The sequence below is a fragment of the Natrinema longum genome (assembly GCF_017352095.1).
Taxonomy (GTDB): Archaea; Halobacteriota; Halobacteria; order Halobacteriales; family Natrialbaceae; genus Natrinema; species Natrinema longum.
The window spans coordinates 636497-659015 of record NZ_CP071463.1; the positions used below are offsets into that span (position 1 = coordinate 636497).

Below are 22519 nucleotides of genomic sequence, written 5' to 3' on the forward strand. Positions count from 1 at the left end.
GCGGCTGGGCCGGCGCTGATTGTCAGGAGTCCGTACAAGGAACCGATACAGGAGCTACCACGAACGGGATGGAAGGTCCTACCGACAGCCGGTCGACCGTTCGAAAACGATCCGCATTGTAACGGAGTCAGTCACTGGCGGGCGACAGGTGCCGTCAGTCAGCCCCGCTTCCTGACCCACCGCCGTTTCCGGAGCCGCTATCCGATCCTGGCTCACCGCTCGCACCGTTTCCAGCCCCGTTCCCGGCTCCCGATTCGCCGTCGTTTCCGGGCGTCCTATCGGGCCCCGACTCACCGCCGCTGTTCCCAGGTGTCGTCTCCGATCCGGGCTCACGAGCGCTGTTTCCGGACGCGCTGTCAGGTCCCGAGTCGCCGGTGTTGCCGGGTGTGTTCTCAGATCCCGAATCACCGCTGTTGCCAGGTGTACTCTCGGGTCCCGAATCGCCGGTGTTGCCGGGTGTGTTCTCAGATCCCGAATCGCCGCTGTTGCCGGGTGAACTCTCAGATCCCGAATCACCGTTGTTGCCGGGTGAACTCTCAGATCCCGGGTCGCCGGTGTTTCCAGGTGTGCTCTCAGATTCCGAGTTACCGCTATTGCCGGGTGTGCTCTCAGATCCCGAGTCACCGCTGTTGCCGGGTTTGTTCTCAGGTCCCGAATCACCGTTGTTTCCGGGTGTGTTCTCAGGTCCCGAATCACCGTTGTTTCCGGGTGTGTTCTCAGGTCCCGAGTCGCCGCCGTTCCCAGGCGTGGTATCCGTTCCACCGGGGCTGTTCCCGGGTGTATCCTTGGGGTTCGAGTCGTTGCCGTTTCCGGGTGCGCTCTCAGGCCCCGAATCGCCGCTGTTCCCGGGTTTCGGATCCGGCCCGGACCCGCTGGCGCTGTTTCCGGGTGCGCGCTCAGGACCTGACTCACCGTTGGCGTTTCCGAGCGTGCCATCAGCCCCTTGCCCACCCTTGTCGGCGGGCCCGCCACGATCGGCCGGTGGTCCCGTGCCGACACCGGCCGACCCCTTCGGCTCGGACAGTCCTCGAGCGACCGGCTCGATGCTGGGGCCTGCTTGTTCCGAGGCGTTTCGTCGGGCTTCGGTCGCGTTCTCCCGAAGCGCAGCGAGTCGAGTTTCGGTCCCACCCGTCTCGGCAGCACGGCGCTCGGTTCGATCGATCGATCGTTCGAGGGCCGCGATTTCGACCGTCACCGTCGCCATTCGAGACTGATAGGCTCCACGGGAAAGATTGTCACGTTGCTCCCGGAGTTCGGCGCGTTCCGCCTCGAGATCCCGCAACTGCGCTTCGAGGTCGGTCGTTCGTTCGTCGACGAGCGCAGTTTGGCTGTCGGTGTCCGAAGCGTCGTATGCTGCGTCGAACATCTCGGTATCGACCGTCTGTTTGGTATCGGCTGCGCTCGCTTGCATCAACGCCCCGACTGACGCGTTCGTCGGTCCCGTCCCCCCGACTGACGCGTTCATCGCTCCCGTCTCGGCGTGGTCGGGTTGGGTGAGTTGGGCCCCGGTCAACGGACTCACGACGGCACCGCTTACCAGCGGTGCGGCTGTGAGTGCGAGGGCGGCGAGGGCCACGAAGAGGGCAACCGACCGAGTGGTTGTCATCGACTCCGACCTTGACCGGAACGTACTAAAAAGGCGGAGCTTCGTTCGAACCGTTTACACCGTCCGTTCAGCGGTCGAGAGCGCTTTTGAGCGTTCAAGAGAGGCACAGTTCCCCTGACCGGTCTCGTTCGGGAACGGTCGGCTCTCAGGTCGACCGACCGTTGCTTACAGCGTCAAAACCCCGAAATCCCGCCGCTGAGTCCGTGAGAAAATCGGTCTCGGTCCGGTTCGTCCACTCGAGGGGACAACGATCACGGCCGACGGTCGCTCACCGACGCCGGAAGCCGCCTCGAGCGACCGGTCTGATAGCGCGCCGATTTAAACGTCTCGGCAAACAGTTATACCGATCCAGACCATGTGACTAGTTAGCATGTTCGAGGTGTTCTCACAGGGCTACTATCTCGGACGGCTCTACGTGACCCCGACCGACGGGGATCGCGCACTCATGGATCAGACCCAACACGAGCGGATCAACGAGGCGGTGTACGCGAGTGGGACGGGCCTCGAGCGACTCGACGCCCCGCTGGTGATGAAACTCGAATCCCGGCACTTCCCGGTTCACGGGTCGACGACCGTCCCGACGAACACGCTCGCGCTTCCGGAATCGATGCTCGAGGGAACCGAAATCAGGAACCCGCCCTCGCTTCGAGAGGTGTTCCTCGCCCGTCGAGAACGTGCCAGGCAGTTGCTCGAGTTTACCGGAAACTGGCAGGAGCGGGGCCACACCCGCCCGTCAGACGACCGAGGAAACGTCGGAACGTAGAAGTAGGCTCGCTTCGCGTTTTCGGCTGGATGCTCGACGAGTTGCTCGGCCGCGCATCGCTCAAGGAGCGAATCGACGAACTCGAGGACGAAAACGAGCGGTTGCGGAAGCGCTACGAGGCCGAATCCGAACGGCGGGCCGACGCTGCGACCGCCAGACAGGACGCCGAGGAGCGAATCAACCGACTCGAGGATCGGATCGCCCAACTCGAGGGCGAACTCGAACGGGAACCCGAGGCGGACCCCGGGCTCACCGTCCGTCGCCGTGATCGACTCCGGGGCGGCGACCTCGAAGCGGTGTTCGAGCGACTATCCTCGTTTCGGACGGGTCCCGAAGGCGCACTGACCGTCGGGGTGGCCGACGAGGTCTCGGACTCGGTTCGGACTGCCCTCGACGACGTCCTGGGCGATCGGATCGCACTCCTCGAGGACGCGACACCGTGTCTGTGTTGCGTCGACGATGCGGGACTCCTCGCGGTGACCCTCGAACCCCCTCTCGTCCCCGAACAGGACGCGGTCTGGAACGACAGGTTCGCACTCGAGCGGGAGTGGTTCCTGCCGACCGGCCGACACGCGATCGCGCTCGTCCGGACGGATCTGTTCGCCCTCGGCACCTACGAGGACGACGACCGGGTCGCCTATCGCGGGTTCGAAAGCGACGTCAAGGGGAGCCACTCGAAAGGAGGATTCTCCCAGGCTCGATTCGAGCGGATTCGCGACGGACAGATCGACGACCACCTCGAGCGCTGTCGGGAGGCGCTCGCCGAGTACGAGGCCGGGGGCGACCGGGCCGACACGCCGCTGTATCTCGTCGGCCAGCGCGGCATCGTCGACGCGCTCGTCGAGGAATCCGATCTCGAGCCGAGCGCGACGGCCGCCGTCGACGCGACCGGCGATCCGAAACCGGCGCTCGAACAGGCCGTCCACTCGTTCTGGACGACCGAACTGCGGGTCCTGTAGGAGTCGATCCCGTCGGTCTCATACGGTTTGCTGTCCCGATGTCCCGGCGGGACCGCAGGACGGCCTCGGTCCCACCGGCACTGACGGACAGGAGACCATATCAGTAGCCCCCTCCCTCGTCGAAACAGCGCCCACACCTGTCGGCGTCGGCGCCGTCGATCGCTTGCTCGACGGGGACCAGCCGGAGGTGTTCGTGGGCGACGTGGGACGTCGCTCCGCAACTCGTCTGAAAGTCCGACTGGCCGGATTCGTACTTGTGGATCTTGTTCGTCGTCTCGTTGAGGACACCATTCATGTTCCATGGCATCATGGCCCATCATCATAAGCGCATCGTCCGTTACACCGGAATCGACGGCAAGAATACGTCTCGAGGGGGTTAAACACGTTTTTCGCTCTCAGAGACGAACGCTCGAGTGCGTCTGTCTGCCCTCGAAATCGTCTCGCGTACCCAATGTGGTGACGCAGTCGAGGCACATCCGGACGCCAAGGCGGCTGAGAGAGGGTCCTGTTCGCCAGCGTTACAGCTCTCTCCGGCGAACGCCGCTCATCGGGTGGTGTCCGGAGGCGTGGCGTCGCTCTCCGCACTCTCGGTAGCCCTCGACGCCGACGACGCCCCAACGGGATCGCTCGGGGAGATCGCCTCGAGCGAGAGGACGAGGACCGCACCGATCGAGACGAGTCCACCGGCGACGACGAACGCAGCGAGATAGCCGAGAGTCGCTACCCAGCCGCCGAGAACGCCCCCGAGACCGCCGCCGATCGCGCCCAGGGCGACGTAGCCCCCGAGCATCTCGCCGCGAACGCTCGGCGGTGCGAGCCGGGTAACGATCGCCGTCCCGACGACGGCGATTCCGGCCCAGGTGACCCCGACGAGTGCCAGAACGAGGCCCGCAGTGCCGAAGGCGACGGAGACTCCCAATCCCGTGATGGCGACGATCGACGGGAACAATACCGCCCTCGCGGCCAGTACACCCCTTGCAGGTGCCGGACGTCGTATCGAGCGGAGAGACTGCCAGCGCCCTCATAACAGACCGCGGAGCCGAGACTCGAGGCGAGATAGAGCCCGAACACCTGCCCCGAGTCGAACCCGATGTCGGTCAGAAACAGCGGGAGCGGAGCCCAGAACGCTGCGGAGCCGGTAAAGAAGAAGAGTCCGGCGACGAAGTAGGTCGTCAGTGCCGGATCGAAACGAGTGGCCAGCCGTCGCGGATCGATCCCACGCGTCGTCCAGTAGAGCCGGTTCGGTGCGAACACGAACGTCGCACCCTTGATGCCACGACCCGAACTCGTGAGGAGTCGGCCGATCCGTCGAACGGCACGGTCGTCGGTGACGTGGTCCGAGGGTGCGGGCCGCGGGAGCGTTCGTGCCGCGAGGACCGCACTCACGCCGGCACAGGCTGCGAGTGCCCAGAACAGGGTTCTGGGTACCGCATCGGCTGCGAGCAGTCGGCTCCCGACGAACGGCCAGACCGTTCCGAGGACGAGGCCGCCGGCCCAGCCGTAGCCCTGATACTTGTTGACGAGCCCGATCCGTTCGCTCCAGCGGGACTCCGGTATCTCGTCGACGACGAGCATGGTCAAGACGGGGCCGACCGACGAGACGAACAGCCAGAGCACCGCGTTCGCGACGACGACCGCGGTAATCGACGACAGCAACGGGATGACGGCAAGCGATGCCGTGACACCGATCAGTGTCCCGACCACCAGCGGTCGACGGCTATCGACCCGGTTCGCGAGTCGACCGAACGCGATCGCACCGGGTGCGCCGACGATGGCTGCCGTCGCTGCCAACACCCCGAGCTGTACCGGCGATGCGCCGAGCAGGACGATATAGAGAGGTGTCAGCAGCGATGCGGCCCCGAATGCGACCGAGCCCAGTCCCCAGGCGACGAGCCAGCGGTCAGTCATTACGTAGCGGTCGGCTGTGAACCGCTAAACACTGGTAACATTTGCCCTGAGCCGACCCGTTCCAGTGGTCGACCCGGCGCGCTCAAAACACGCTCACGAGACCACCGACGAAGCCGACCGTCACGACGAGCCGTCCGAGGCTCCCGAGAAACGTGGCCACGGCGAACTTCGGGTAATCCCGCTCGAGGACGGCAAACGCGTATATCGAGATCGTGTCGGGAAAGAACGGCACGGACAGGGCGATCGCGAGTCCGCCGTAGCCGTAGCGTCGTGCGAGCTGGAGGGAACGCTTTTCCGACCAGCCCAAAACGTCCCATCTGGACTGCCGTAGCCACCGAGTTACCGGCCCGGATTGTTTGACCTCCTGCCCGATATGAAACGCGAAAACGCTGCCAGCTGCCTTTCCGATCGCGCTGACGAGCATGATGCTCGAGAGCGCCAGCCATGGCGGGAACCCGAGGTCGATCGGTGCGAGGAGGACGACCTCGCTGGGGCCGGGGAGCGCGAACGCGATCAGGAACGAGTAGAGGAAGATGATCCCCATCCCGGGCCAACCGGTCGCGGACTCGACGATCGTCTCGGTGCTTCCGGCGAGGAGGGCAATCACCCCATCGAGGACCACGGATATCGCGACCATTGCTGGTATCGTTTGTCGGATACTCGACTTCCGTTCCGTTTAATGGTTCGATACGTCGTCGCGATCTGGACGAGACCGGGTCGAGACGGAACCGGGTCGTCACGTCCCCCACGTCCATCGCGCATCGAGGACGTACCGATAGACGCCGCTGAGAACGATGGCGATCCCGTTGGCCACCAGATACGGCGCGTGTGCCCACTCGACGATGCTGAAGAGCACAGCGATCTGGATCGGGATCGCCGTCCCACGGACGACGTTCGTCTTGAGCAACCCGACGAGATAGTCGACGGTCCCGGTGTTTTGAGACCGCTGGAACGTCCACGCGTTGTTGAGAACGTAGGAGAGGACGATCGTAATCTCGATCGCCAGCAACGCACCGAGCAGGTAATGCAGTCCGGCACTGTCCACGAACGCCCACAGCAACACCAACTGTACGCCGGCGGCGACGGCCCCGACGATAACGAACCGGCGTAGCTGGCGGGCAAACGGCCCGTCGTGGAGGCTGCGAAGGAACGATCGGATCATTATCGATAGCCGAGGGCCGACAACCGGGCCTCGAGGTCCTCGTCGACCGCCCCATCGTCGGCCGTCTCCTCGGAGTCCTGTGCCCGTATCATGGTCGCGTGCTCCGTCGCGATCGGTGCGAACGAGTCGAGTCGGTCGCGTTGCTCGGGGGTCGGATCGGGAGCGAGGTTGGTTTGTTGGCGCGGATCGTCGGGCCGGTAATACAGTTCGGTTTCGTCCGTGTCGACGTTTTCGATGTACGTCCAGTCCCGGTCCCGGACGCTGACGAGGAGGTCGCCGTCCGCGAGCGATCGTGGAATCGGCTGTGCCGTCACGGAGTCGTCACGAACGGTGACCGAGACGATCGGCTCGTCCGCCGGCGAATCACCCTCGAGCACGCTCGGGACGAGCGTATCGCCGGTCCAAGAATCCGGTGGTTGGACGTCGAGCAAGTCGGTGACCGTCGGTGGAAGCGCATCGAGTCCGACCTGTCCCGCTACCCGTCTCCCCTCGGCACCGGGCACGTCGACGATCAGCGGGACCCGAATCAGTTCGTCGTATAGCTTCGGATAGTGCGCGAGGTGACCGTGTTCCTGAAACTCTTCGCCGTGGTCTCCAGCCACGATAACGGCCGTCTCGTCGTCGAGTCCGTTCGCCGAGAGCGTCTCGAGTAGCCGTCCGATGCTCGCGTCGACCTGCCGAACCGACGCCTGGTAGAGGGTTCGAAGATCCGCCAGCGTTCGATCGCTGACGTCCAATCCCAGCCCGGTCCGGGTATGGGCGAGCAGCATTCGATGTGTCCCGAGTCGACCGGAGGAAACCTCACGGATGTACCGCGGCGCGGGGACGTACGGCGTGTGGACGTCCATGTAGTGGACCCAGAGGAAAAACGGCGATTCCGACGTTTCGACGAACGAACACGCGGCGTGTTCGACGTCGAACATCCGTGACGTGTCCAGAAACGGACGGTCGTCGGTTTCCCCACGGAGCCACGAACCGACCCGTCGGATCGGCGACGCGGCCAACTGGAGCCACGCCTCGACGGTGGGGTGGGTCGCGAGATACCGGCTGTAGACGCTGGAACCGACGTTCGCGACGAAGGAGTCGAACTCGTCGAACCCGTCGTCGTATCCCCAGTGTGTCGTGAGGAACCCGTTTGCGGCGTTGAAGCCACCGGTCGAAACGCCCGCCTCGGAGACCGCTTCCGCGAGCGTCGGCGAATCCTCGACGCCGATCCGTCCACTATCCCCAAATACGGGGCGCGAAGCCAGCATCGACGGAAACGAGAACGGCGTCCAGTTACCGGTCGCGAACGCTCGTTCGAAAACGGTTCCACGGTCGGCGAGTGAGTCCATCACTGGCGTATGGCGGTCGGCATCGTATGGACCGATCGCGTCCGCCCGCAGGGAGTCGACCGTCACGAGCACGACGTTCGAGACTGAAGTGTCAGTTTCCATGTGTATTCAGTTACTCCGCCGGTCGCCGGTTCGCCACGATACTACGGTTCCACCGAGCGACGACGGACGTACCGAAGAGCGGAGCGAGATCGGCCTGTCCGAACTGGTGAACCATTTCGTTGCAACCGAATCGGTGAGTAATTGGAATGAGGGTTTCGGTATCGGCGAAGTGATATATTTATGCTAATACGATACTCTCTCAAATATGTACTTAGCAGCTGAGACGATCACGGTATCGAACAGTTCAGCGCTCACTACTGTATCCGACGTGATCCGAACCACGACGCCGAACAGGTGCCCCTTCGGCCGGGTCGTCTCCCTGCTCTCGGTTCCGTGTCTCTATCGTTAAGTAGCCCCTCGCTCATGTTCGGATATGCGCGTTGCCATCCTCGCTCACGAACTGTTTCCCGACCAGGCCAAGACCGCTCTCGGCGTGCTCCGGTACTCCGACCACGAAGCCGTCGCCGTTCTCGACCGCGCGAATAGCGGCCGACGGGTCGCCGAGTTCGTCCCCGACGTTCAGGACGCACCGATCGTCGCCGAGATGGCCGATCTCGAGCCGACCGACGTCGATGCGCTCGTGATCGGCATTGCTCCGATCGGCGGCGGCTTCGACGAACGGTGGCGCGAGGACGTTCGAACGGCCCTCGAGGCCGGCTGTGACGTGATCTCGGGACTGCATTACTTCCTCGCCGACGACGAGGAGTTCGCCCGACTGGCGGCGGAAAACGACTGCGAGCTCCGGGATATCCGGGATCCGCCGGCCGACCTCACGGTCGCGGACGGCGTCGCTGGCGAGGTCGACGCCGAGGTAATCCTCACCGTCGGCACGGACTGCTCGGTCGGCAAGATGACGACCACGATGGAGTTGGCTCGCGACGCCCGCCGGGCCGGCCACGACGCCGCCGTGATCCCGACCGGGCAGACGGGGATCGTGATCGAGGGCTGGGGCAACCCGATCGATCGGGTCGTCAGCGACTTCACGGCGGGTGCGGTCGAAGCAATGATTCTCGAGAAGGGTGACGATCACGACTACCTGTTCGTCGAGGGGCAAGGGAGTATCGTTCATCCGGCGTACTCACCGGTTACGCTGGGGATACTCCACGGGTCGATGCCCGACGCCCTCGTGCTCTGTCACGAGGCCGGCCGGGAGGAAATCCACGGCTACGAGTCGTTCTCGCTGCCGTCGATCTCGACGTACGTCGACCTTTACGAGCGCATCGCCACACCGGTCGCGGAGAGTCAGGTCGTCGCCGGCGCGCTCAACACCGCTGACCTCGAGGACGACGAGCACGCCCGCACGGCCGTCGACGAGTACGCCGACGCGCTGGGAACGCCCGCGAGCGACGTGCTCCGCTTTGGAACCGACGAGTTGCTCGAGGTGCTCTGCTGAGATGTCCCTCGAGACCGCCGTCGAACGTCGCTCGCTTCCCCTCGAGTATCCCTTCGGGATCGCCCGCGGGACGACGACCGAGACCGAAATCGTGCTCGTCCGGATCCGGGCCGACGACGGAACGACCGGCGTCGGCGCTGCCGCGCCGTCCGAACACTACGGCGAGACTGCCGCGACGGTCGCGGCCGTCCTGCCCGACCTCTGTGCGATCGTCGAAGACGTCGGCGATCCCCACCACCTCGAGCGGATCGAGCGTCGCATGCGTGAGACGGTTCGGGGGAATCCGGCCGCGCGGACCGCAGTGAGCATCGCCCTCCACGACCTCGTCGCGAAACGGTTCGACGTCCCGCTGTATCGATACTGGGGACTCGATCCGACCGAGACCCTCGAAACGTCCTACACCATCGGGCTGGACGACCTCGAGACGATGCGCGAGAAGGCGACGACGGCCGTCGACCGCGGCTACGGGACGCTCAAGGTCAAACTCGGCACCGACCGAGATCTCGAGATCGTCCGGACGATCCGGTCGGTCGCGCCCGACGCCCGGTTGTTCGTCGACGCGAACGAGGCCTGGACGCCCCACGAAGCGCTCGCGAAGATCGACCGGCTCGCGGAGTTCGACCTCGCGTTCGTCGAACAGCCGGTCCCCGCGGAGGATCCCGAGGGGCTGCAGTTCGTCTACGAGCGCTCGGCGCTGCCGATCGCCGCCGACGAGTCCTGCGTGACGCTCGCGGATATCCCGCAGGTCGCGGACCGCTGTGACATCGCGAACCTGAAACTCATGAAATGTGGCGGGCTCCGGGAAGCCAGACGGATGATCAGTGCCGCCCGCGCCCACGGTCTCGAGGTCATGTGTGGCTGTATGACCGAATCGAACGCCTCGATCGCGGCGGCCTGTCACCTCGCGCCGCTGCTCGATTACGCCGACCTCGACGGCTCCTTGCTGTTGGCCGACGATCCCGCCGACGGCGTCCCGATGCCCGACGGCCGGATCGATCTCGCCGGCCTCGAACGGCCGGGAACGGGTGCCGTCCTCGAGTCGTCGTAACCGGTCGGTCGTGAGCGGTGACTCGCCCTCGGTGGGGCGTCCGTTACTGGTCGTCGGCGACCGCACTGCCGATGCCGTCGACCGGTCGATCGGGCGTGAACTCCTCGATCTCTTCGGGGAGACCGAGCTGGTAGTGAGTGCCGTTCTCCCGGACGGAGGTCCGACCGCGGTGGACGGAGACGTCGCCGTTTAAGTGGAGCTGGACGGCCTCGAGTAAGGCATCGGCCTCCAGTGGCTGGCCACGGCGCTTCATGCCCTCGAGATCCGCGTCGTCGGGGACGTCGAACGCGCGCTGGGTGATGATCGGGCCCTGGTCGAGGTCGGTCGTGACGTAGTGGGCGGTGACGCCGGCCACGCGGACGCCCTCCTCGATCGCCTGCCGGTAGGCTTCCGCACCGGGGAACGCCGGCAGCAGGGAGGGGTGGACGTTGATGATACGGTCCTCGTAGCGGAAGACGACGTTGGGGCTGAGAATCCGCATGTACCGCGCGAGAACGATCAGGTCGACGTCGTACTCCGCGAGGAGCTCGAGGAGTCGGTCCTCGTTTTGCTGGCCGCCCTCGTCGCCGATGTCGTGGAAGGGGACGTCGTAGTGTTCGGCCAGCGGCTGCAGGTCATCGTGGTTGCCGATGACCACCCCGATGTCCGCGCCGAGTTCGTCGTTGGCCCAGGCCTCGAACAGCGCCTCGAGGCAGTGGCTCTCCTTCGTGACGAGGACGGCGATCTGCTGGGTTTCGCGGTCGGCGGGGAACCGGACCTGGACGTCCAGTCCGAGGTCGTCGCCGAGGTCGTGAAGGTCCTCGCGGAGCGTCTCCTCCGTACAGACCATCTCGCTGGTGTCGACGGCGAGATACATCCGGAAGACGCCGTCCCGGACCGCCTGATCGAGGTCCTCGATGTTGATCCCACGCTCGAACAGGAGGCTGGTCACGTTGGCAACCAGCCCGGTGTCGTCGTCTCCGATCACCGTGATTTCGGTCACGTCGGTCGTCATCGCTGCCACCTCCGCTCGAGCGAATCGCGAGTCATCATGACGAATCCCAGTCCACCAGTGGCTAAAAGTCCTGCTTTCCGAAGAGAGCCGTGAGAATCGACCGCATAACACGGTGATGTCCGAGGCAGTGAGGCGGCTCGCGATTTCGACCCTCGATCGGCACCCACCCCACTCGAGTGGCCACGCGAGTGATGCCGTGCATTCCCTGTCGGCCGATCGCTCACCGTGGCCAGTCGGACGAAGACTGGGATCGTACTTGTCTCTGGCCGGGAGTCGCAGGGAGTGAAAACGCGATGGATCGGCTCCGATGCTCGGGTGGCGTCCCGAGGGGGGCCACGAATCTTATTTTTACATTGTCATGTTGGGGATACAGTCCGTTCTACGTCAGCCGTCAATCGCAGTATCAAGGCTCCAGTGACGCAATCGGTTGTGATACCTGAGGCTCAACCGGAAGTGACAGTCATCGAAATTGGGTTGCGGGAAAGGCTACCGGAAACCAAATCCGTCTATACGTCTTTGTGGTGGAACCCGATGATGACTACAGTCGTCGAACTCGAGGTTCCGACCGATCGACTCGGATTCGCTCGCACGTTCGATCGAGTGTCGGGGTTCGAGTTCCAGATCGGCGGCATGATCGGTGGATCGCCGCCACTCGTCTGGGCGAGCGGTCCGGATCGGGACACCCTCACGCAGGCGCTCGAGGCGGATCCGTCCGTCGATGTCCTCGCGAGCGTGGCCGCTGACGGGACGAACGCCACGACGGACGACGCAGCCGATATCGGCCAGCACGACCGATGGCTTTTCCGACTCGAGTTCGGTGACGGCGTGAAACTGTTCGAGGAGATCGTGACGGAAAACGACGGCGCGATCCTGACGGCCCAGGGCCGAGCGGGTCGCTGGAAGCTGAAGTTGCTCTTTCACGACCGAGCGTCGGTCTCGACGTGTCACGAACTCCTCGAGCAGTACGAATTCGGCGTCGACGTCACCAGAATCAGCGGCGTCAACGACCTGGCGAGCGCGCGGACACCGTTGACCGAAACGCAGTACGAAACGATCTGTAAGGCCCACGAACTCGGCTATTTCGACGTCCCGAGAGGGGTGACACTCAAGGAACTGGCCGCGGAACTCGATATTTCACACCAGGCGCTCTCCGAACGGCTCCGTCGGAGTCACGCCGCGCTCGTCAGCGCGGAGTTGTCCGACGGAACCGCCCCGATAACGATCGATCCCTGAGAATCGAACGCTCGTCGTCGACTCGAGTAGCGGACCCGATTCGGATCCATCTCGGAAACCGTTCTCAGATCCAATCTGTGCAACGTATGCAGATATTACTGCACGAAGAGGATTTGTTCCCGTCTATCGCTCGAATTTGGGGCAATGAATAGCTTTATTAGTGAACGTAGCAATAATAGAACGTCGGCGTGATGCCGATCCCGACACGCCGAAGCGTTGTGAACGCCGGTGGATCACCCGTGCTCACGCATCGTGAGCGGTCATTCGTGGCTGTGTGACCGCTTCACTATCGGGCCAATAACGGGCCGTCTCACGGCCTGAAGTTCGATTTTTGCCCGGTCGGAACTCCGCCCGTAAATAGTGGGTAGTTTTATTTGTTCGACGAGAATACTGTTCAGCGAGATCCGATGTGAGCGGACGCAACCGGATGGATACCGCCGACGAGTCGGCGCGAGCGTCCGACGAGGTCGAGAGCCCCCCGGAACTGTCGCTGGACGACATCTACCACCTCCTGCAGACGAAACGCCGCCGAGACGTGATTCGCTACGTTCGTGACGGAGAGGAACCGGTCCGGTTGCGGGAGCTCGCCGAACAGGTCGCCGCCTGGGAGCAGGGAACGACCGTCGAGAATCTCAGCTCCAGCGAACGCCAGCGGGTCTACATCTCGTTATATCAGTCCCACCTTCCGAAACTCGACAATCACGGGCTCATCGACTACGAGAAGGACCGTGGCGTCGTCGAAGCGACACCGCAAACGGCACAGTTCGACTCCTATCTCGAGCCCGCTCGTGAGCCCGATCCCTCCGATCAGTGGCCACGGCGGTACGCGGCGACGATCGCCCTCTGTACCCTGTTGGTCGGTACGACCGCCGCAGGGCTCGTCCCCGTCTCCGGACTCGTCACTACAGGGATCGTTCTCGTCGCAATGTCCGTCGTCACGGGCGCACACGCGTGGTCGACAGGCTGGCTCAACGCGTCGGATTGGCTCGACGCGTAGGGTCAGGTCGCCAGCCGGCTGAGGGACAGAACCGACGATCGTCAATCGGCCCGAGCGGGGCCGACGGTGTTCGGTTCGGCGGTCTCCTCGAGAAGTCGATGGACGTGGAAGGCGACCGAGAAGTCCTGTGGGCTCGGGAGCGCACAGGCGAGCCAGCCGATAGCCGCCGTGGCGACGATCGGTGTCTCGGTGGTCACGTAGCCGGCACCGGCCAGTCCGAAGACGGGAACCGCGAGGACGAACGGTGCGAGTGCCGCCAGACGGAGCGCCCAGGGAGATTCGCCGCCGGTTGGCCGGGGCGAGACGACGGCCCAGGGACGGGTCACGAGGAGTCCGAGGATCCCGTCGGAACGCCCGGGAAAGTAGGAAACGGAGTACTCGACGCGTGCGAGTCGAAGCACCGCCGCGTGCGTCCACTCGTGGGCAACCAACCCGACCGCTACCGCGAGGACGAGCGCACAACCAGCGACCACCACGTTCGCGTCGATCATTGGGCCGAAGAGCCACCACCCCTCGGAGCGCGCCGAGGCGGAGACGACCCGCACGCTCGGGCCGAAGAGCGGCCAGCCCAAACCCTTCCGCCTGCACCAGTTTTCGATTTAACTGTCCGCTCCGGAGACCGGTGAGTTCGAGCGTTTCAGCCGGCCAAAGATTAAGTACTGACGAGTGGTAGCGTGTGGCATGGCGTCAACAGATACGCTCGAGTTCGGTCACACGGACCGGAAACGGATATACGAGTACGTCGAGCGACACGGGGTCGTCGACCCCGACGAGGCGCGGGACCGCCTAGACCTCGACCCCGGTGGGTTCCGTCACCACGTCGCGATCCTCAAGCGGGACGGCCGTCTCGAGGAAGACGACGGGAAGCTCAGGGTCACGATCGACGCCGGTGCCGAGGAGGAGTACGTCGCCGACGACCTCGAGTTCCACATCCGACCGGCGCGCCAGGAGGACCTGTCGGGGATCGTCGGCGCGATCCGGCGGGTCGCCGAAGAGAAAACCTACATCGAGGCCGAGAGCGTCGCCGACGAGATCGATCACGAGGACGCCTTGCTCCGGCACAACGAACTCCAGTCCCGGATGTTCTTCGTCGCGACGGTCGAGGACGAGGTCGTCGGCTGGGTCCACCTCCACGCGCCGGAACTCGAGAAGTTGAGCCACACCGCCGAACTCACCGTCGGGGTCCTCGAGGAGTATCAGGGCCACGGCCTGGGCTCGCACCTCCTCTCGCGGGGCCTCGAGTGGGCCGGCTCCAACGGGTACGAGAAGGTCTACCAGAGCGTTCCTTCGACCAACGACGAGGCGATCGCGTTCCTCGAGGAACACGACTGGGAGACCGAAGCGATCCGGGAAGACCACTACAAACTCGACGGCCACTACGTCGACGAGGTGATGATGGCCGTCGAACTCCGAGACTAACGAGTCGGATCGACTCCTGCGACGGTCGCGACGGGACCCGGTGGCCGTCTCCGCCACGACGGCTCCCGTCGGATTCGCGGAATCGAAAGACAATTCCTGTCGACGGGGCTACGGACCGGTATGCTTTCGATCGCGCTTGCCGGGAAGCCAAACGCCGGCAAGTCCACGTTCTACACGGCGGCGACGATGGCGGAGGTCGACGTCGCCAACTATCCGTTCACGACGATCGACGCCAACCGCGGGGTGAGCTACGTCCGAACGGAGTGCCCCTGTCTCGAGCGCGACGAGCGCTGTAACGCCGAGAACTGCGAGGACGGCAAGCGCTACGTCCCGATCGAACTCCTGGACGTGGCGGGACTGGTGCCCGGCGCTCACGAGGGGAAGGGACTCGGCAACCAGTTTCTGGACGAACTCACGAACGCCGACGTCATCGTCAACGTCGTCGACGCCTCGGGCGGCACGAACGAGAAGGGCGAACCCGTCGACATCGGCGACCACGACCCGCTCGAGGACATCGACTTCATCGAGGAGGAGATGGACCTCTGGCTGGCGGGCATCGTCGATCGCAACTGGGAGTCGGTCGAACGCAAGTCCCGCTCGCCCGACTTCGACATCGACGACGCGCTCGCGGACATGCTCTCCGGCTTCGGCGCATCGCCCAAACAGATCGCGATGACCCTTCGGGACCTCGACTACCCCGACGACCCCATCCAGTGGGAGGACGAACACCGCGAAGCGCTCGCCCGTGACGTTCGCCAGCGAACCAAGCCGATCGTCGTCGCGGCGAACAAGATCGACGTCGCACCCGAGGAGAACGTCGAACGTCTGCTCGACCTCGATAAACCGGTGATCCCGACGACCGCAGAAGGCGAACTCGCCCTGCGCCGGGCCGCGGACAACGATCTCATCGAGTACGATCCCGGCGACGAGTCGATCGAGATCGGCGACGGCGTCAACGACGCCCAGCGTGGGGCTCTCGAGGACCTCGCGGACACGATGGCCGAATGGAGCGGCACCGGCGTGCAGGCGGCGCTCGATCACGCTGTGTACGACCTCCTCGAGCACCTCACCGCTTACCCCGTCGAGGACGCCTCGAAGTGGTCCGACGGCAGCGGCAACGTCCTCCCCGACGCCTTCCTGCTACCCCAGGGATCGACACCCGTCGATCTGGCGTACAGCGTCCACTCCGACATCGGCGACGGCTACCTCCACGCGGTCAACGCCAAGTCGAATCGGGAGATCGGCGAGGAGTACGAACTCGAGGAAGGCGACGTGATCAAGATCGTGAGTACGAACTGATAAAAGTAGAGTCGAAGCGCGTTACTCGTTTTCGAGGGCGTCGTAGATCTCGCGGTTCGCGTCCCGGTCAGCTGCTGCCACCCGCTGGACGAGTTCTCGTCGGATGTCGTCCATTACTTCATCGAGGGGAGAATCGGACTCTGAACTTTCCTCTGTCGCCATATCTGGTGTATCGCCCCGACTGCGGTTAATCGTTCGGGTTAGACGAATCACCGGTCAGTTCGTCCAGTTCGTACTGGATGAGATCATCACGCCACTGTTCGATCTCTCCGACGAGGTCGATTTCTTCAGTATGAGAACGAAGGTATTCGATGGTTTCTGCTTCTTCGACGGTCGTCTGATCGGTGCCGAACTGCTTGAGGATCATCCTGATCTCGTTGTCGTACGTGAACCGATATCCGTTGAGGAAGTAGAACACGACCGTCGTGTTGAGCGCGGTGCGTTTGTTCGCATCGACGAACGGGTGATTCGCCACCAACAGTCTGAGGAGGTGAAATGATTTCTCGTGAATCGTTTCGGGCACCGTCCCGAAACTCCCACTCTCGATGTAGTTCAGGGCAAACTCGATAACGCCACACGACATAATACGTGAACAGGAGTCCGAACCACCAGATCGGGTCGGTCCATAGCTCGCGGAGATTCGATACCGGCGGTTGCGTCCGGACCTCGGAGACCACCACCTCGAGTACGGAGGTTCCGAGACAGATCGTGGAAAAAAGCAGCAGATGGCGCAGTACGCTACGATACTCCATGACGTGTTGCTTCTCGCGGACCGAGAAACAGTTGTCGTCTGATACGTGCCGGTAGTCCCGATGAGAGGGAGCACTGTACCGTCAGCCACTAATAGAACGGTATTGCTCTTCCGCGGCGAACGCCGTCGGCGTTCGCCTCGCTACCGCTGTAGCGAACCGGGTCGAGCCGGGTCGGGCCGGGTATCGTCGGGTCGGTTCGGAATCAGTCCGACGGGAACTGATAGTCGGTCGTGAATTAATCGAGTAGGTGTGAATGCAGTTTTATTATGTATTTTTGCACATCTATGACCGATACGCCATTGGGTGTGCTATTTATCCCGCGAAACGTAGTTGGGTCCGATATGGTGGACAAGACCCTTTCCGCCGACGAAGTCACCCGCGAAGAGGCCGCCGAACGACTGCGAGCGCTGGCCGACGAGATCGATGGGACGGGAGCAACGTCGGTCCGAACGGGGAACAAAACGGTCGATCTCACGCCCTCGGGGTCGATCGCCTACGAGGTCGGCGTCCGCGAGCGCTCCTCGATCCTGCGCGGCCAGCGCGAGACGGTCACGGTCAAACTCGACTGGAAGCCGCCGAAAACCACGGAGGGAACCGAAGAGAGCGAAGCCAAGTAGCGGCGCTCTGGTCGGATTCTCCGGGCGGTCGATACCGACGACAGCGCGGACTATCGCGGCCGCTGTCGGGTAGGGGCGTGCTTTTCTTCGATGACGACCTACCCCCCGCATGACCCCACGTCACACGGGCGTTTCAGAACCCCGACGCGATCGAGCAATGGCGGCACAGTTAGCCGCTCTCGAGGAGCGACTCGAGGCGGCCGAGCGCCAGCAGCGCCTGTTTCGGACCACGGTCGCCGGACTCGCGCGCGAGGTCGGCTGCTCGCTGGGCTGTCAGTGCAGTCGTTGTGATGGGAGCTACACGCTGGTCAGGGACGGCTGCATGTACTGTCCTCGGTGTGGCTTCCGGGAGTCGCTGTAGGGCGCTCGAGGTCAGACGAGACGGCCGAGCGGATCGAACCGGACGGCGGCCACGAGGACCGCCAGAAAGACGTACGAGCCCCGAACGAGCAGCATGGTCGCGAGTTCGGGGTCGGCCCGGCGCGCGACGCCGGCGACCGCGGCGAAGGCCAGCGCCGCCACCAGGGCGGTCAGCGGGAAGATCCGCAGGACGGCGAACGCGGTGACGGCGATCAGCGCCGCGGTCATCAGTCCGTAGGCGACGGCGTAGGCGCGGTCGGGGCCGACGGCGACCGCGACCGTTCGCTTCCGGATCGAGCGGTCGTAGGCGTAGTCCTGCGCGTCGTCGATCACCTTGACGCCCGACAGCAGGATCAGGAAGACGACGGCGAAGCCGAACGAGACGGGGGTGATCGTCCCGGCCTGCACGTAGAACCCGCCGAGAATCGAAAGGGCGATCCCGAGCGAGTAGCCGGTCGTCGCCGTCACGGGGTTCGTGTCGAGTTGGGGTGCGTGGTGGTAGGCGATCAGCCACGTCGGAACCACGACCGCCAGCACGAGGACGTCGACCAGCGCCGCGAGCAGGAGACAACAGCCCGCGAACACCGCCGTCGACGCCGCGAGGCCGAGTCGACAGCCCCGTTCGGTCAGCGGGTGATCGTCGTCCTCCCCGCGGACGTGGAAATCGACGTAGCCGTCTTTCACGTGGGCCGTGTAGACCGCCGCGAACATCGCGACGACGTGGACCCCGGCGCGCAGCGGCTCGACGCTTCCGGCGAGGATCGCTCCGAACAGCGACGCGGCAAGCGGCGGCGTCATGAAGACGGGGTGGACCTGCGACCAGTACGCTCGAGCGACCGCGCCCGAACCCGTCCCGTCTCTCGCGAGAGCCATACCCGGACGACAACGAACTGACGGATAATACCTCGGGCGGGCACCGCGGTTCCGAAACACACAATTTGATGTGGTGTGCCGTACCACGAGCGAGCATGACGGACGAGTATACTGGCGCGGATCTCTTCACTGACGCTCTCGAGACCTACGGCGTCGACTACGTCTTCGGCAATCCGGGGACGACCGAACTCCCGATCATGGACGCGATCGGCGACAGCGACCTCGAGTATCGGCTCGGCCTCCACGAGGACATCGCGGTCGGGATGGCCGGCGGCTACGCCCAGCGGCGGCGGTATCACGCCCACCACGACGACTCCGTTACCCCGGTCGGGGTGGCGAACCTCCATATCGCGCCCGGCCTGGCCCACGGACTCGGCAACCTCTATGCGGCCAAGATCGCCGGCGCGCCGCTGGTCGTGACGGCGGGCAATCACAGCACGGATTTCCGCCACGAGGAGCCCATTCTCTCGGGGAACCTGGTCGATATGGCCGAGGAGTTCTGCAAGTGGTCCGACGAGGTACTCGACGTCTCGGCGCTGCCGGCGATGCTCCGGCGGGCCTTCCGCGTCGCGATGACGCCCCCGACCGGTCCGGTCTTCCTGGGGCTCCCCCTCGACGTGATGATGAGCGAAACCGACGCCGAGCCCGAACGGCTCGGCCCGATTCCCAACGGCGGCAGCGGCGATCCGGCCCAACTCGAGCGGGCCGCAGACCTGCTCGCCGAAGCCGACGACCCGGTGATGGTCGTCGGCGACCACGTCGCCCGCTCGGGAGCCGACGCCGTCGCCGCTGCGGTCGACCTCGCGGAGGCGACGGGGGCCCGCGTCCACGGCGAGATCCTCTCCTGCGAGGTGGACTTCCCGACCGACCACGAGCAGTGGGTCTCCTACCTGCCGACCAGCGAGGACTTGGCCGCGATGTTGATGGACACTGACACGATCTGCTTTGCGGGCGTCTCGACGAACACGACGCTGACCCGCCACGAGGAGGCGCTGGTCGACCCCGGGACGACCTGCATCCACCTGAGCGACGACAGCTGGCAGGTGGGCAAGAACCAGCCGGCCGACGCAGCCGTGATCGGCGATCCGGGACTCGTCATGCAGGGGATCACCGAACGCGTTCAGGAGCGACTCTCGGACGATGTCGTGGCCGAGCGCCTCGAGGCGGTCGCCGAGGTCAAAGAGCTGGCAGAGGCCAAGATGGCCGGCTACGGCGAAGGCGACGCGGAGGACGATCCCCGCGCCTCGAAGGCGGAGTTGGTCGACGCGATGGAGCGCGTCGCGGGCGATGCCGCCATCGTCGACGAGGGAGTCACCTCGAAGTACGCCATGCTGACTCGCTGGGATCTCGCTCCCGAACAGTACATCTCGAACAAGGGCGGTGGCCTCGGCTACGGGCTGCCGGCGGCAGTCGGTGCCGCCGTCGCGGAGGCCCAGCGGGACGATCCCGACGACGTGATCGGCTTCATCGGCGACGGCTCCTACCAGTACTACCCCCACTCGATCTACAGCGCCGCCCGCTACGACCTGGATTTGACCGTCGTCATTTCGGACAACCGCAACTACCGTATCCTGAAGGACAACACGCTCTCCATTATGGGCGGCGAGGAAGACGACTACGAGTTCGTCGGCATGGACTTCGAGCCCGCCGTCGACCTCGTGCAAAACGCCGAGAGTCACGGCGCGCGCGCCGAACGCGTCGAGACGCCGGACGGAATCGAGGGAGCACTCGAGGACGCACTCGGTCGCGACGGCCCGGACGTGCTCGACGTGTTGGTCCACGATTGATCCGTCGCCGCCCCGAGCAGGACCCGGTTCACGTTTTGATCCGTCCACCCCTTTTGGATCGCCGTTTGGCCGGTAGACACTTGGGTGTCGTTGGCGCAAGGATAGCTACGAACGGATGGGCTGGGAGATCAATCCCTACAGCATCGTCCTGTTGTTCTCGTTCGTCGTCGCCATCGGCACTGCAGTGGCCGCGTGGCGGACTCGTCCAGCCTCCGGCTCGGCGGCGCTGACCGCACTCATGGCGAGCGTCGCCGTCTGGCTGGGCGCACACGTCCTCGAGATCGAATCGACGGCGCTGGCCTGGAAACTGCGGTGGGCGGACGTCCAGTGGCTGTGTGCCGCCGCGATTCCGACCCTGTTTCTCGTGTTCGCGCTGCAGTACACGGGCAACGACCGATGGCTGACCCGTCGCCGGCGGGGCCTGCTCGCGATCGAACCGCTGGTCATGGTGGGGCTGTTGGCGATCAACGACTGGACCGGCGTCCTCTGGGGATCGGCGTTCGAGGAGACGGTCTCGCTCGGCGGCTGGTGGGCGTCGACCGCGACGGTCGCCACCTCGGAGCCGAACGTCGGGCTGTTCGTCCACCTCGGATACGCGACGATCTGTCTCGCGGCCACGTCCGTGCTCGTCCTCGATCTGGTCGTGCGAAGCGAACGGCTCTACCGCTGGCAGGGGGTCGTCGTGCTCGTCGCGATCGCGGTGCCCTGGGCGACGGCCGTGGTGTCTACCTCCTCGCTCGAGATCATCGGCGTGACGCCGATGGGGTTTACCGTCACCGGGCTCGCGATCACGTTCGGCCTCTATCGGTATCGCCTCCTCGAGATCACGCCGATCGCACGCAGCGAGGTCGTCGCGAACCTCGAGGACGGCGTGCTCGTCGTCGACGGCGACCGCCGAATCGTCGACAGCAATCCGGTCGCACAGGAGGTTTTCGGACGACCCCACGACGGGCTCGTCGGCGAACCGATCGCGGCCGTCGTTCCGGCGGTCGATATCGAGTCGGTGATCGAGACGGAAACGACCGCTGACGACGACGAGCGCACCGCTCAGTTCTCGCTCGAGGACGGCGACGATCCCCGCCACTACACGCTCTCGGCGTCGCCAATCGACGACGGCCGCGGCCGAGCGATCGGCTGGACGATCGTCGTCCACGACGTGACCGAGCGTGTCCGCCGGGAGCGCGAACTGGAGCGAACGAACCGCAAACTCGACGAGTTTGCGGCCGTCATCAGCCACGACCTTCGGAACCCGCTGACGGTCTCGAAGGGGTACCTCGACTTGCTCGAGGAGGAGTACGATCCGGAGTACGTCCGAACCGTCGCCGAGTCCCACGAGCGAATGGAGGAACTGATCGACGACGTGCTGGCACTGGCACGACGGGGGCAAGGCGCGCTCGAACTCGAACCGGTCGCACTCGACAGCGTCGCTCGCGCCGCCTGGTCGACGGTCGAGACGGACGGCGCTCGGCTGTCGGTCGTCGACGACCGACTGATCGAGGCGGATCGGACGCAGCTCCGGCAGTTACTCGAGAACCTGTTCCGAAACGCTGTGGAGCATGGTTCCGCGACGTCGGAGCCGTCCCTCGAGACGGTGCGCGACGAAGCGACTCTTACGATCACCGTCGGCACGCTCGAGCGGGGGTTCTTCGTCGCCGACTCGGGAACGGGATTCGAGGACGATCCGGCGGTGGTCTTCGAGTCGGGTTACACCACGAGCGAACACGGGACGGGGCTCGGGCTTTCGATCGTCACGGACATCTGCGACGAACACGGCTGGGAAGTGACCGCAACCGAGGGCGTCGACGGTGGTGCGCGGTTCGATATCATCGGCGTCGACGGTTACGACCGTGGCACGGACGACGGGCACGTGGATTCGCTTTCGACCGTCGGTGAAGGCGAGTAGCCCAGTTCGC

Annotated in this window: 20 protein-coding genes and 2 pseudogenes; 12 read left to right on the plus strand and 10 right to left on the minus strand. The window is 64.6% G+C overall.

Annotated features, from left to right (window positions below):
* Window positions 1–154: 154 nt before the first annotated feature.
* On the minus strand, window positions 155–1606 hold the full coding sequence (locus J0X27_RS03080) for a hypothetical protein (RefSeq protein WP_207271000.1): 1452 nt from the start codon (window positions 1604–1606) through the stop codon (window positions 155–157).
* Between the two features lie 370 nt (window positions 1607–1976).
* Here J0X27_RS03080 and J0X27_RS03085 point away from each other — a divergent pair, with 370 nt between their 5' ends.
* Together J0X27_RS03085 and J0X27_RS03090 are read left to right on the plus strand one after the other, a co-directional pair.
* A complete protein-coding gene (locus tag J0X27_RS03085; RefSeq protein WP_207271001.1) occupies window positions 1977–2369 on the plus strand; it encodes a DUF5802 family protein in 393 nt (130 codons plus the stop codon).
* A gap of 29 nt (window positions 2370–2398) precedes the next feature.
* Window positions 2399–3328, plus strand: a complete 930-nt coding sequence (locus J0X27_RS03090; RefSeq protein WP_207271002.1) for a Vms1/Ankzf1 family peptidyl-tRNA hydrolase — start codon at window positions 2399–2401, stop codon at window positions 3326–3328.
* A 100-nt stretch (window positions 3329–3428) separates the two neighbouring features.
* On the opposite strand, the gene J0X27_RS03095 is transcribed toward J0X27_RS03090, so the two are convergent.
* The 5 genes and pseudogenes from J0X27_RS03095 to J0X27_RS03115 form a co-directional block, all read right to left on the minus strand.
* Window positions 3429–3623 carry a hypothetical protein gene (locus tag J0X27_RS03095; RefSeq protein WP_207271003.1) on the minus strand — a complete coding sequence of 65 codons (195 nt, stop codon included), beginning with the start codon at window positions 3621–3623 and terminating at the stop codon, window positions 3429–3431.
* A gap of 249 nt (window positions 3624–3872) precedes the next feature.
* A pseudogene (locus J0X27_RS18195) lies at window positions 3873–5236 on the minus strand (MFS transporter).
* Window positions 5237–5318: 82 nt separating this feature from the next.
* Window positions 5319–5873 carry a YqaA family protein gene (locus tag J0X27_RS03105; RefSeq protein WP_207271004.1) on the minus strand — a complete coding sequence of 185 codons (555 nt, stop codon included), beginning with the start codon at window positions 5871–5873 and terminating at the stop codon, window positions 5319–5321.
* A gap of 99 nt (window positions 5874–5972) precedes the next feature.
* Window positions 5973–6398, minus strand: a complete 426-nt coding sequence (locus J0X27_RS03110) for a GtrA family protein (protein ID WP_097378684.1) — start codon at window positions 6396–6398, stop codon at window positions 5973–5975.
* The gene (locus J0X27_RS03115; RefSeq protein ID WP_207271005.1) at window positions 6398–7834 is read right to left on the minus strand and encodes a sulfatase; all 1437 of its coding nucleotides are present in this window, start codon (window positions 7832–7834) and stop codon (window positions 6398–6400) included. The genes J0X27_RS03110 and J0X27_RS03115 overlap by 1 nt, the downstream gene beginning before the upstream one ends.
* 373 nt (window positions 7835–8207) lie before the next feature.
* On the opposite strand from J0X27_RS03115, the gene J0X27_RS03120 reads away from it, so the two are divergent.
* Window positions 8208–9227: an N-acetyltransferase DgcN family protein gene (locus tag J0X27_RS03120; RefSeq protein ID WP_207271006.1), complete on the plus strand. Its 1020-nt coding sequence runs from the start codon at window positions 8208–8210 to the stop codon at window positions 9225–9227.
* Window position 9228: 1 nt separating this feature from the next.
* On the plus strand, window positions 9229–10275 hold the full coding sequence (locus J0X27_RS03125) for a dipeptide epimerase (RefSeq protein ID WP_207271007.1): 1047 nt from the start codon (window positions 9229–9231) through the stop codon (window positions 10273–10275).
* 43 nt (window positions 10276–10318) lie between these two features.
* Here J0X27_RS03125 and J0X27_RS03130 read toward each other — a convergent pair whose 3' ends face one another.
* The gene (locus tag J0X27_RS03130; protein WP_207271008.1) at window positions 10319–11269 is read right to left on the minus strand and encodes a formyltetrahydrofolate deformylase; all 951 of its coding nucleotides are present in this window, start codon (window positions 11267–11269) and stop codon (window positions 10319–10321) included.
* A 534-nt stretch (window positions 11270–11803) separates the two neighbouring features.
* Here J0X27_RS03130 and J0X27_RS03135 point away from each other — a divergent pair.
* Together J0X27_RS03135 and J0X27_RS03140 are read left to right on the plus strand one after the other, a co-directional pair.
* Window positions 11804–12502, plus strand: a complete 699-nt coding sequence (locus J0X27_RS03135; RefSeq protein WP_207271009.1) for a helix-turn-helix domain-containing protein — start codon at window positions 11804–11806, stop codon at window positions 12500–12502.
* Window positions 12503–12911: 409 nt separating this feature from the next.
* Window positions 12912–13499, plus strand: a complete 588-nt coding sequence (locus tag J0X27_RS03140) for a DUF7344 domain-containing protein (protein WP_425491933.1) — start codon at window positions 12912–12914, stop codon at window positions 13497–13499.
* A 41-nt stretch (window positions 13500–13540) separates the two neighbouring features.
* Here the strand turns inward: J0X27_RS03140 and J0X27_RS03145 are convergent, their stop codons facing one another.
* Window positions 13541–13990, minus strand: a complete 450-nt coding sequence (locus J0X27_RS03145) for a hypothetical protein (protein WP_207271010.1) — start codon at window positions 13988–13990, stop codon at window positions 13541–13543.
* A gap of 190 nt (window positions 13991–14180) precedes the next feature.
* On the opposite strand from J0X27_RS03145, the gene J0X27_RS03150 reads away from it, so the two are divergent.
* Together J0X27_RS03150 and J0X27_RS03155 are read left to right on the plus strand one after the other, a co-directional pair.
* Window positions 14181–14918 (plus strand): GNAT family N-acetyltransferase, encoded by a 738-nt coding sequence (locus J0X27_RS03150; RefSeq protein ID WP_207271011.1) that lies wholly within the window; start codon window positions 14181–14183, stop codon window positions 14916–14918.
* Window positions 14919–15038: 120 nt separating this feature from the next.
* Window positions 15039–16217 (plus strand): redox-regulated ATPase YchF, encoded by a 1179-nt coding sequence (locus tag J0X27_RS03155; RefSeq protein WP_207271012.1) that lies wholly within the window; start codon window positions 15039–15041, stop codon window positions 16215–16217.
* Window positions 16218–16404: 187 nt separating this feature from the next.
* Here the strand turns inward: J0X27_RS03155 and J0X27_RS03160 are convergent.
* Window positions 16405–16791, minus strand: a pseudogene (locus J0X27_RS03160) (type II toxin-antitoxin system death-on-curing family toxin); the annotation flags it as partial.
* 519 nt (window positions 16792–17310) lie between these two features.
* Here J0X27_RS03160 and J0X27_RS03165 point away from each other — a divergent pair.
* On the plus strand, window positions 17311–17586 hold the full coding sequence (locus J0X27_RS03165; RefSeq protein WP_207271014.1) for an amphi-Trp domain-containing protein: 276 nt from the start codon (window positions 17311–17313) through the stop codon (window positions 17584–17586).
* A 157-nt stretch (window positions 17587–17743) separates the two neighbouring features.
* Complete coding sequence (locus tag J0X27_RS03170) at window positions 17744–17947, plus strand: hypothetical protein (protein WP_207271015.1); 204 nt, start codon at window positions 17744–17746, stop codon at window positions 17945–17947.
* Between the two features lie 11 nt (window positions 17948–17958).
* On the opposite strand, the gene J0X27_RS03175 is transcribed toward J0X27_RS03170, so the two are convergent.
* Window positions 17959–18819: a UbiA family prenyltransferase gene (locus tag J0X27_RS03175; protein WP_207271016.1), complete on the minus strand. Its 861-nt coding sequence runs from the start codon at window positions 18817–18819 to the stop codon at window positions 17959–17961.
* 95 nt (window positions 18820–18914) lie between these two features.
* Here J0X27_RS03175 and J0X27_RS03180 point away from each other — a divergent pair, with 95 nt between their 5' ends.
* Window positions 18915–20606, plus strand: a complete 1692-nt coding sequence (locus J0X27_RS03180; protein WP_207271017.1) for a thiamine pyrophosphate-binding protein — start codon at window positions 18915–18917, stop codon at window positions 20604–20606.
* 115 nt (window positions 20607–20721) lie between these two features.
* On the plus strand, window positions 20722–22509 hold the full coding sequence (locus tag J0X27_RS03185; protein WP_207271018.1) for a histidine kinase N-terminal 7TM domain-containing protein: 1788 nt from the start codon (window positions 20722–20724) through the stop codon (window positions 22507–22509).
* Window positions 22510–22519 lie beyond the last annotated feature (10 nt).

Coding starts and splice junctions, on each gene's coding strand:
- J0X27_RS03080 (WP_207271000.1), bottom strand. CDS start 1,606: ATGACAACCACTCGGTCGGTTGCCCTCTTCGTGGCCCTCGCCGCCCTC.
- J0X27_RS03085 (WP_207271001.1), top strand. CDS start 1,977: ATGTTCGAGGTGTTCTCACAGGGCTACTATCTCGGACGGCTCTACGTG.
- J0X27_RS03090 (WP_207271002.1), top strand. CDS start 2,399: ATGCTCGACGAGTTGCTCGGCCGCGCATCGCTCAAGGAGCGAATCGAC.
- J0X27_RS03095 (WP_207271003.1), bottom strand. CDS start 3,623: ATGAATGGTGTCCTCAACGAGACGACGAACAAGATCCACAAGTACGAA.
- J0X27_RS03105 (WP_207271004.1), bottom strand. CDS start 5,873: ATGGTCGCGATATCCGTGGTCCTCGATGGGGTGATTGCCCTCCTCGCC.
- J0X27_RS03110 (WP_097378684.1), bottom strand. CDS start 6,398: ATGATCCGATCGTTCCTTCGCAGCCTCCACGACGGGCCGTTTGCCCGC.
- J0X27_RS03115 (WP_207271005.1), bottom strand. CDS start 7,834: ATGGAAACTGACACTTCAGTCTCGAACGTCGTGCTCGTGACGGTCGAC.
- J0X27_RS03120 (WP_207271006.1), top strand. CDS start 8,208: ATGCGCGTTGCCATCCTCGCTCACGAACTGTTTCCCGACCAGGCCAAG.
- J0X27_RS03125 (WP_207271007.1), top strand. CDS start 9,229: ATGTCCCTCGAGACCGCCGTCGAACGTCGCTCGCTTCCCCTCGAGTAT.
- J0X27_RS03130 (WP_207271008.1), bottom strand. CDS start 11,269: ATGACGACCGACGTGACCGAAATCACGGTGATCGGAGACGACGACACC.
- J0X27_RS03135 (WP_207271009.1), top strand. CDS start 11,804: ATGACTACAGTCGTCGAACTCGAGGTTCCGACCGATCGACTCGGATTC.
- J0X27_RS03145 (WP_207271010.1), bottom strand. CDS start 13,990: ATGATCGACGCGAACGTGGTGGTCGCTGGTTGTGCGCTCGTCCTCGCG.
- J0X27_RS03150 (WP_207271011.1), top strand. CDS start 14,181: ATGGCGTCAACAGATACGCTCGAGTTCGGTCACACGGACCGGAAACGG.
- J0X27_RS03155 (WP_207271012.1), top strand. CDS start 15,039: ATGCTTTCGATCGCGCTTGCCGGGAAGCCAAACGCCGGCAAGTCCACG.
- J0X27_RS03165 (WP_207271014.1), top strand. CDS start 17,311: ATGGTGGACAAGACCCTTTCCGCCGACGAAGTCACCCGCGAAGAGGCC.
- J0X27_RS03170 (WP_207271015.1), top strand. CDS start 17,744: ATGGCGGCACAGTTAGCCGCTCTCGAGGAGCGACTCGAGGCGGCCGAG.
- J0X27_RS03175 (WP_207271016.1), bottom strand. CDS start 18,819: ATGGCTCTCGCGAGAGACGGGACGGGTTCGGGCGCGGTCGCTCGAGCG.
- J0X27_RS03180 (WP_207271017.1), top strand. CDS start 18,915: ATGACGGACGAGTATACTGGCGCGGATCTCTTCACTGACGCTCTCGAG.
- J0X27_RS03185 (WP_207271018.1), top strand. CDS start 20,722: ATGGGCTGGGAGATCAATCCCTACAGCATCGTCCTGTTGTTCTCGTTC.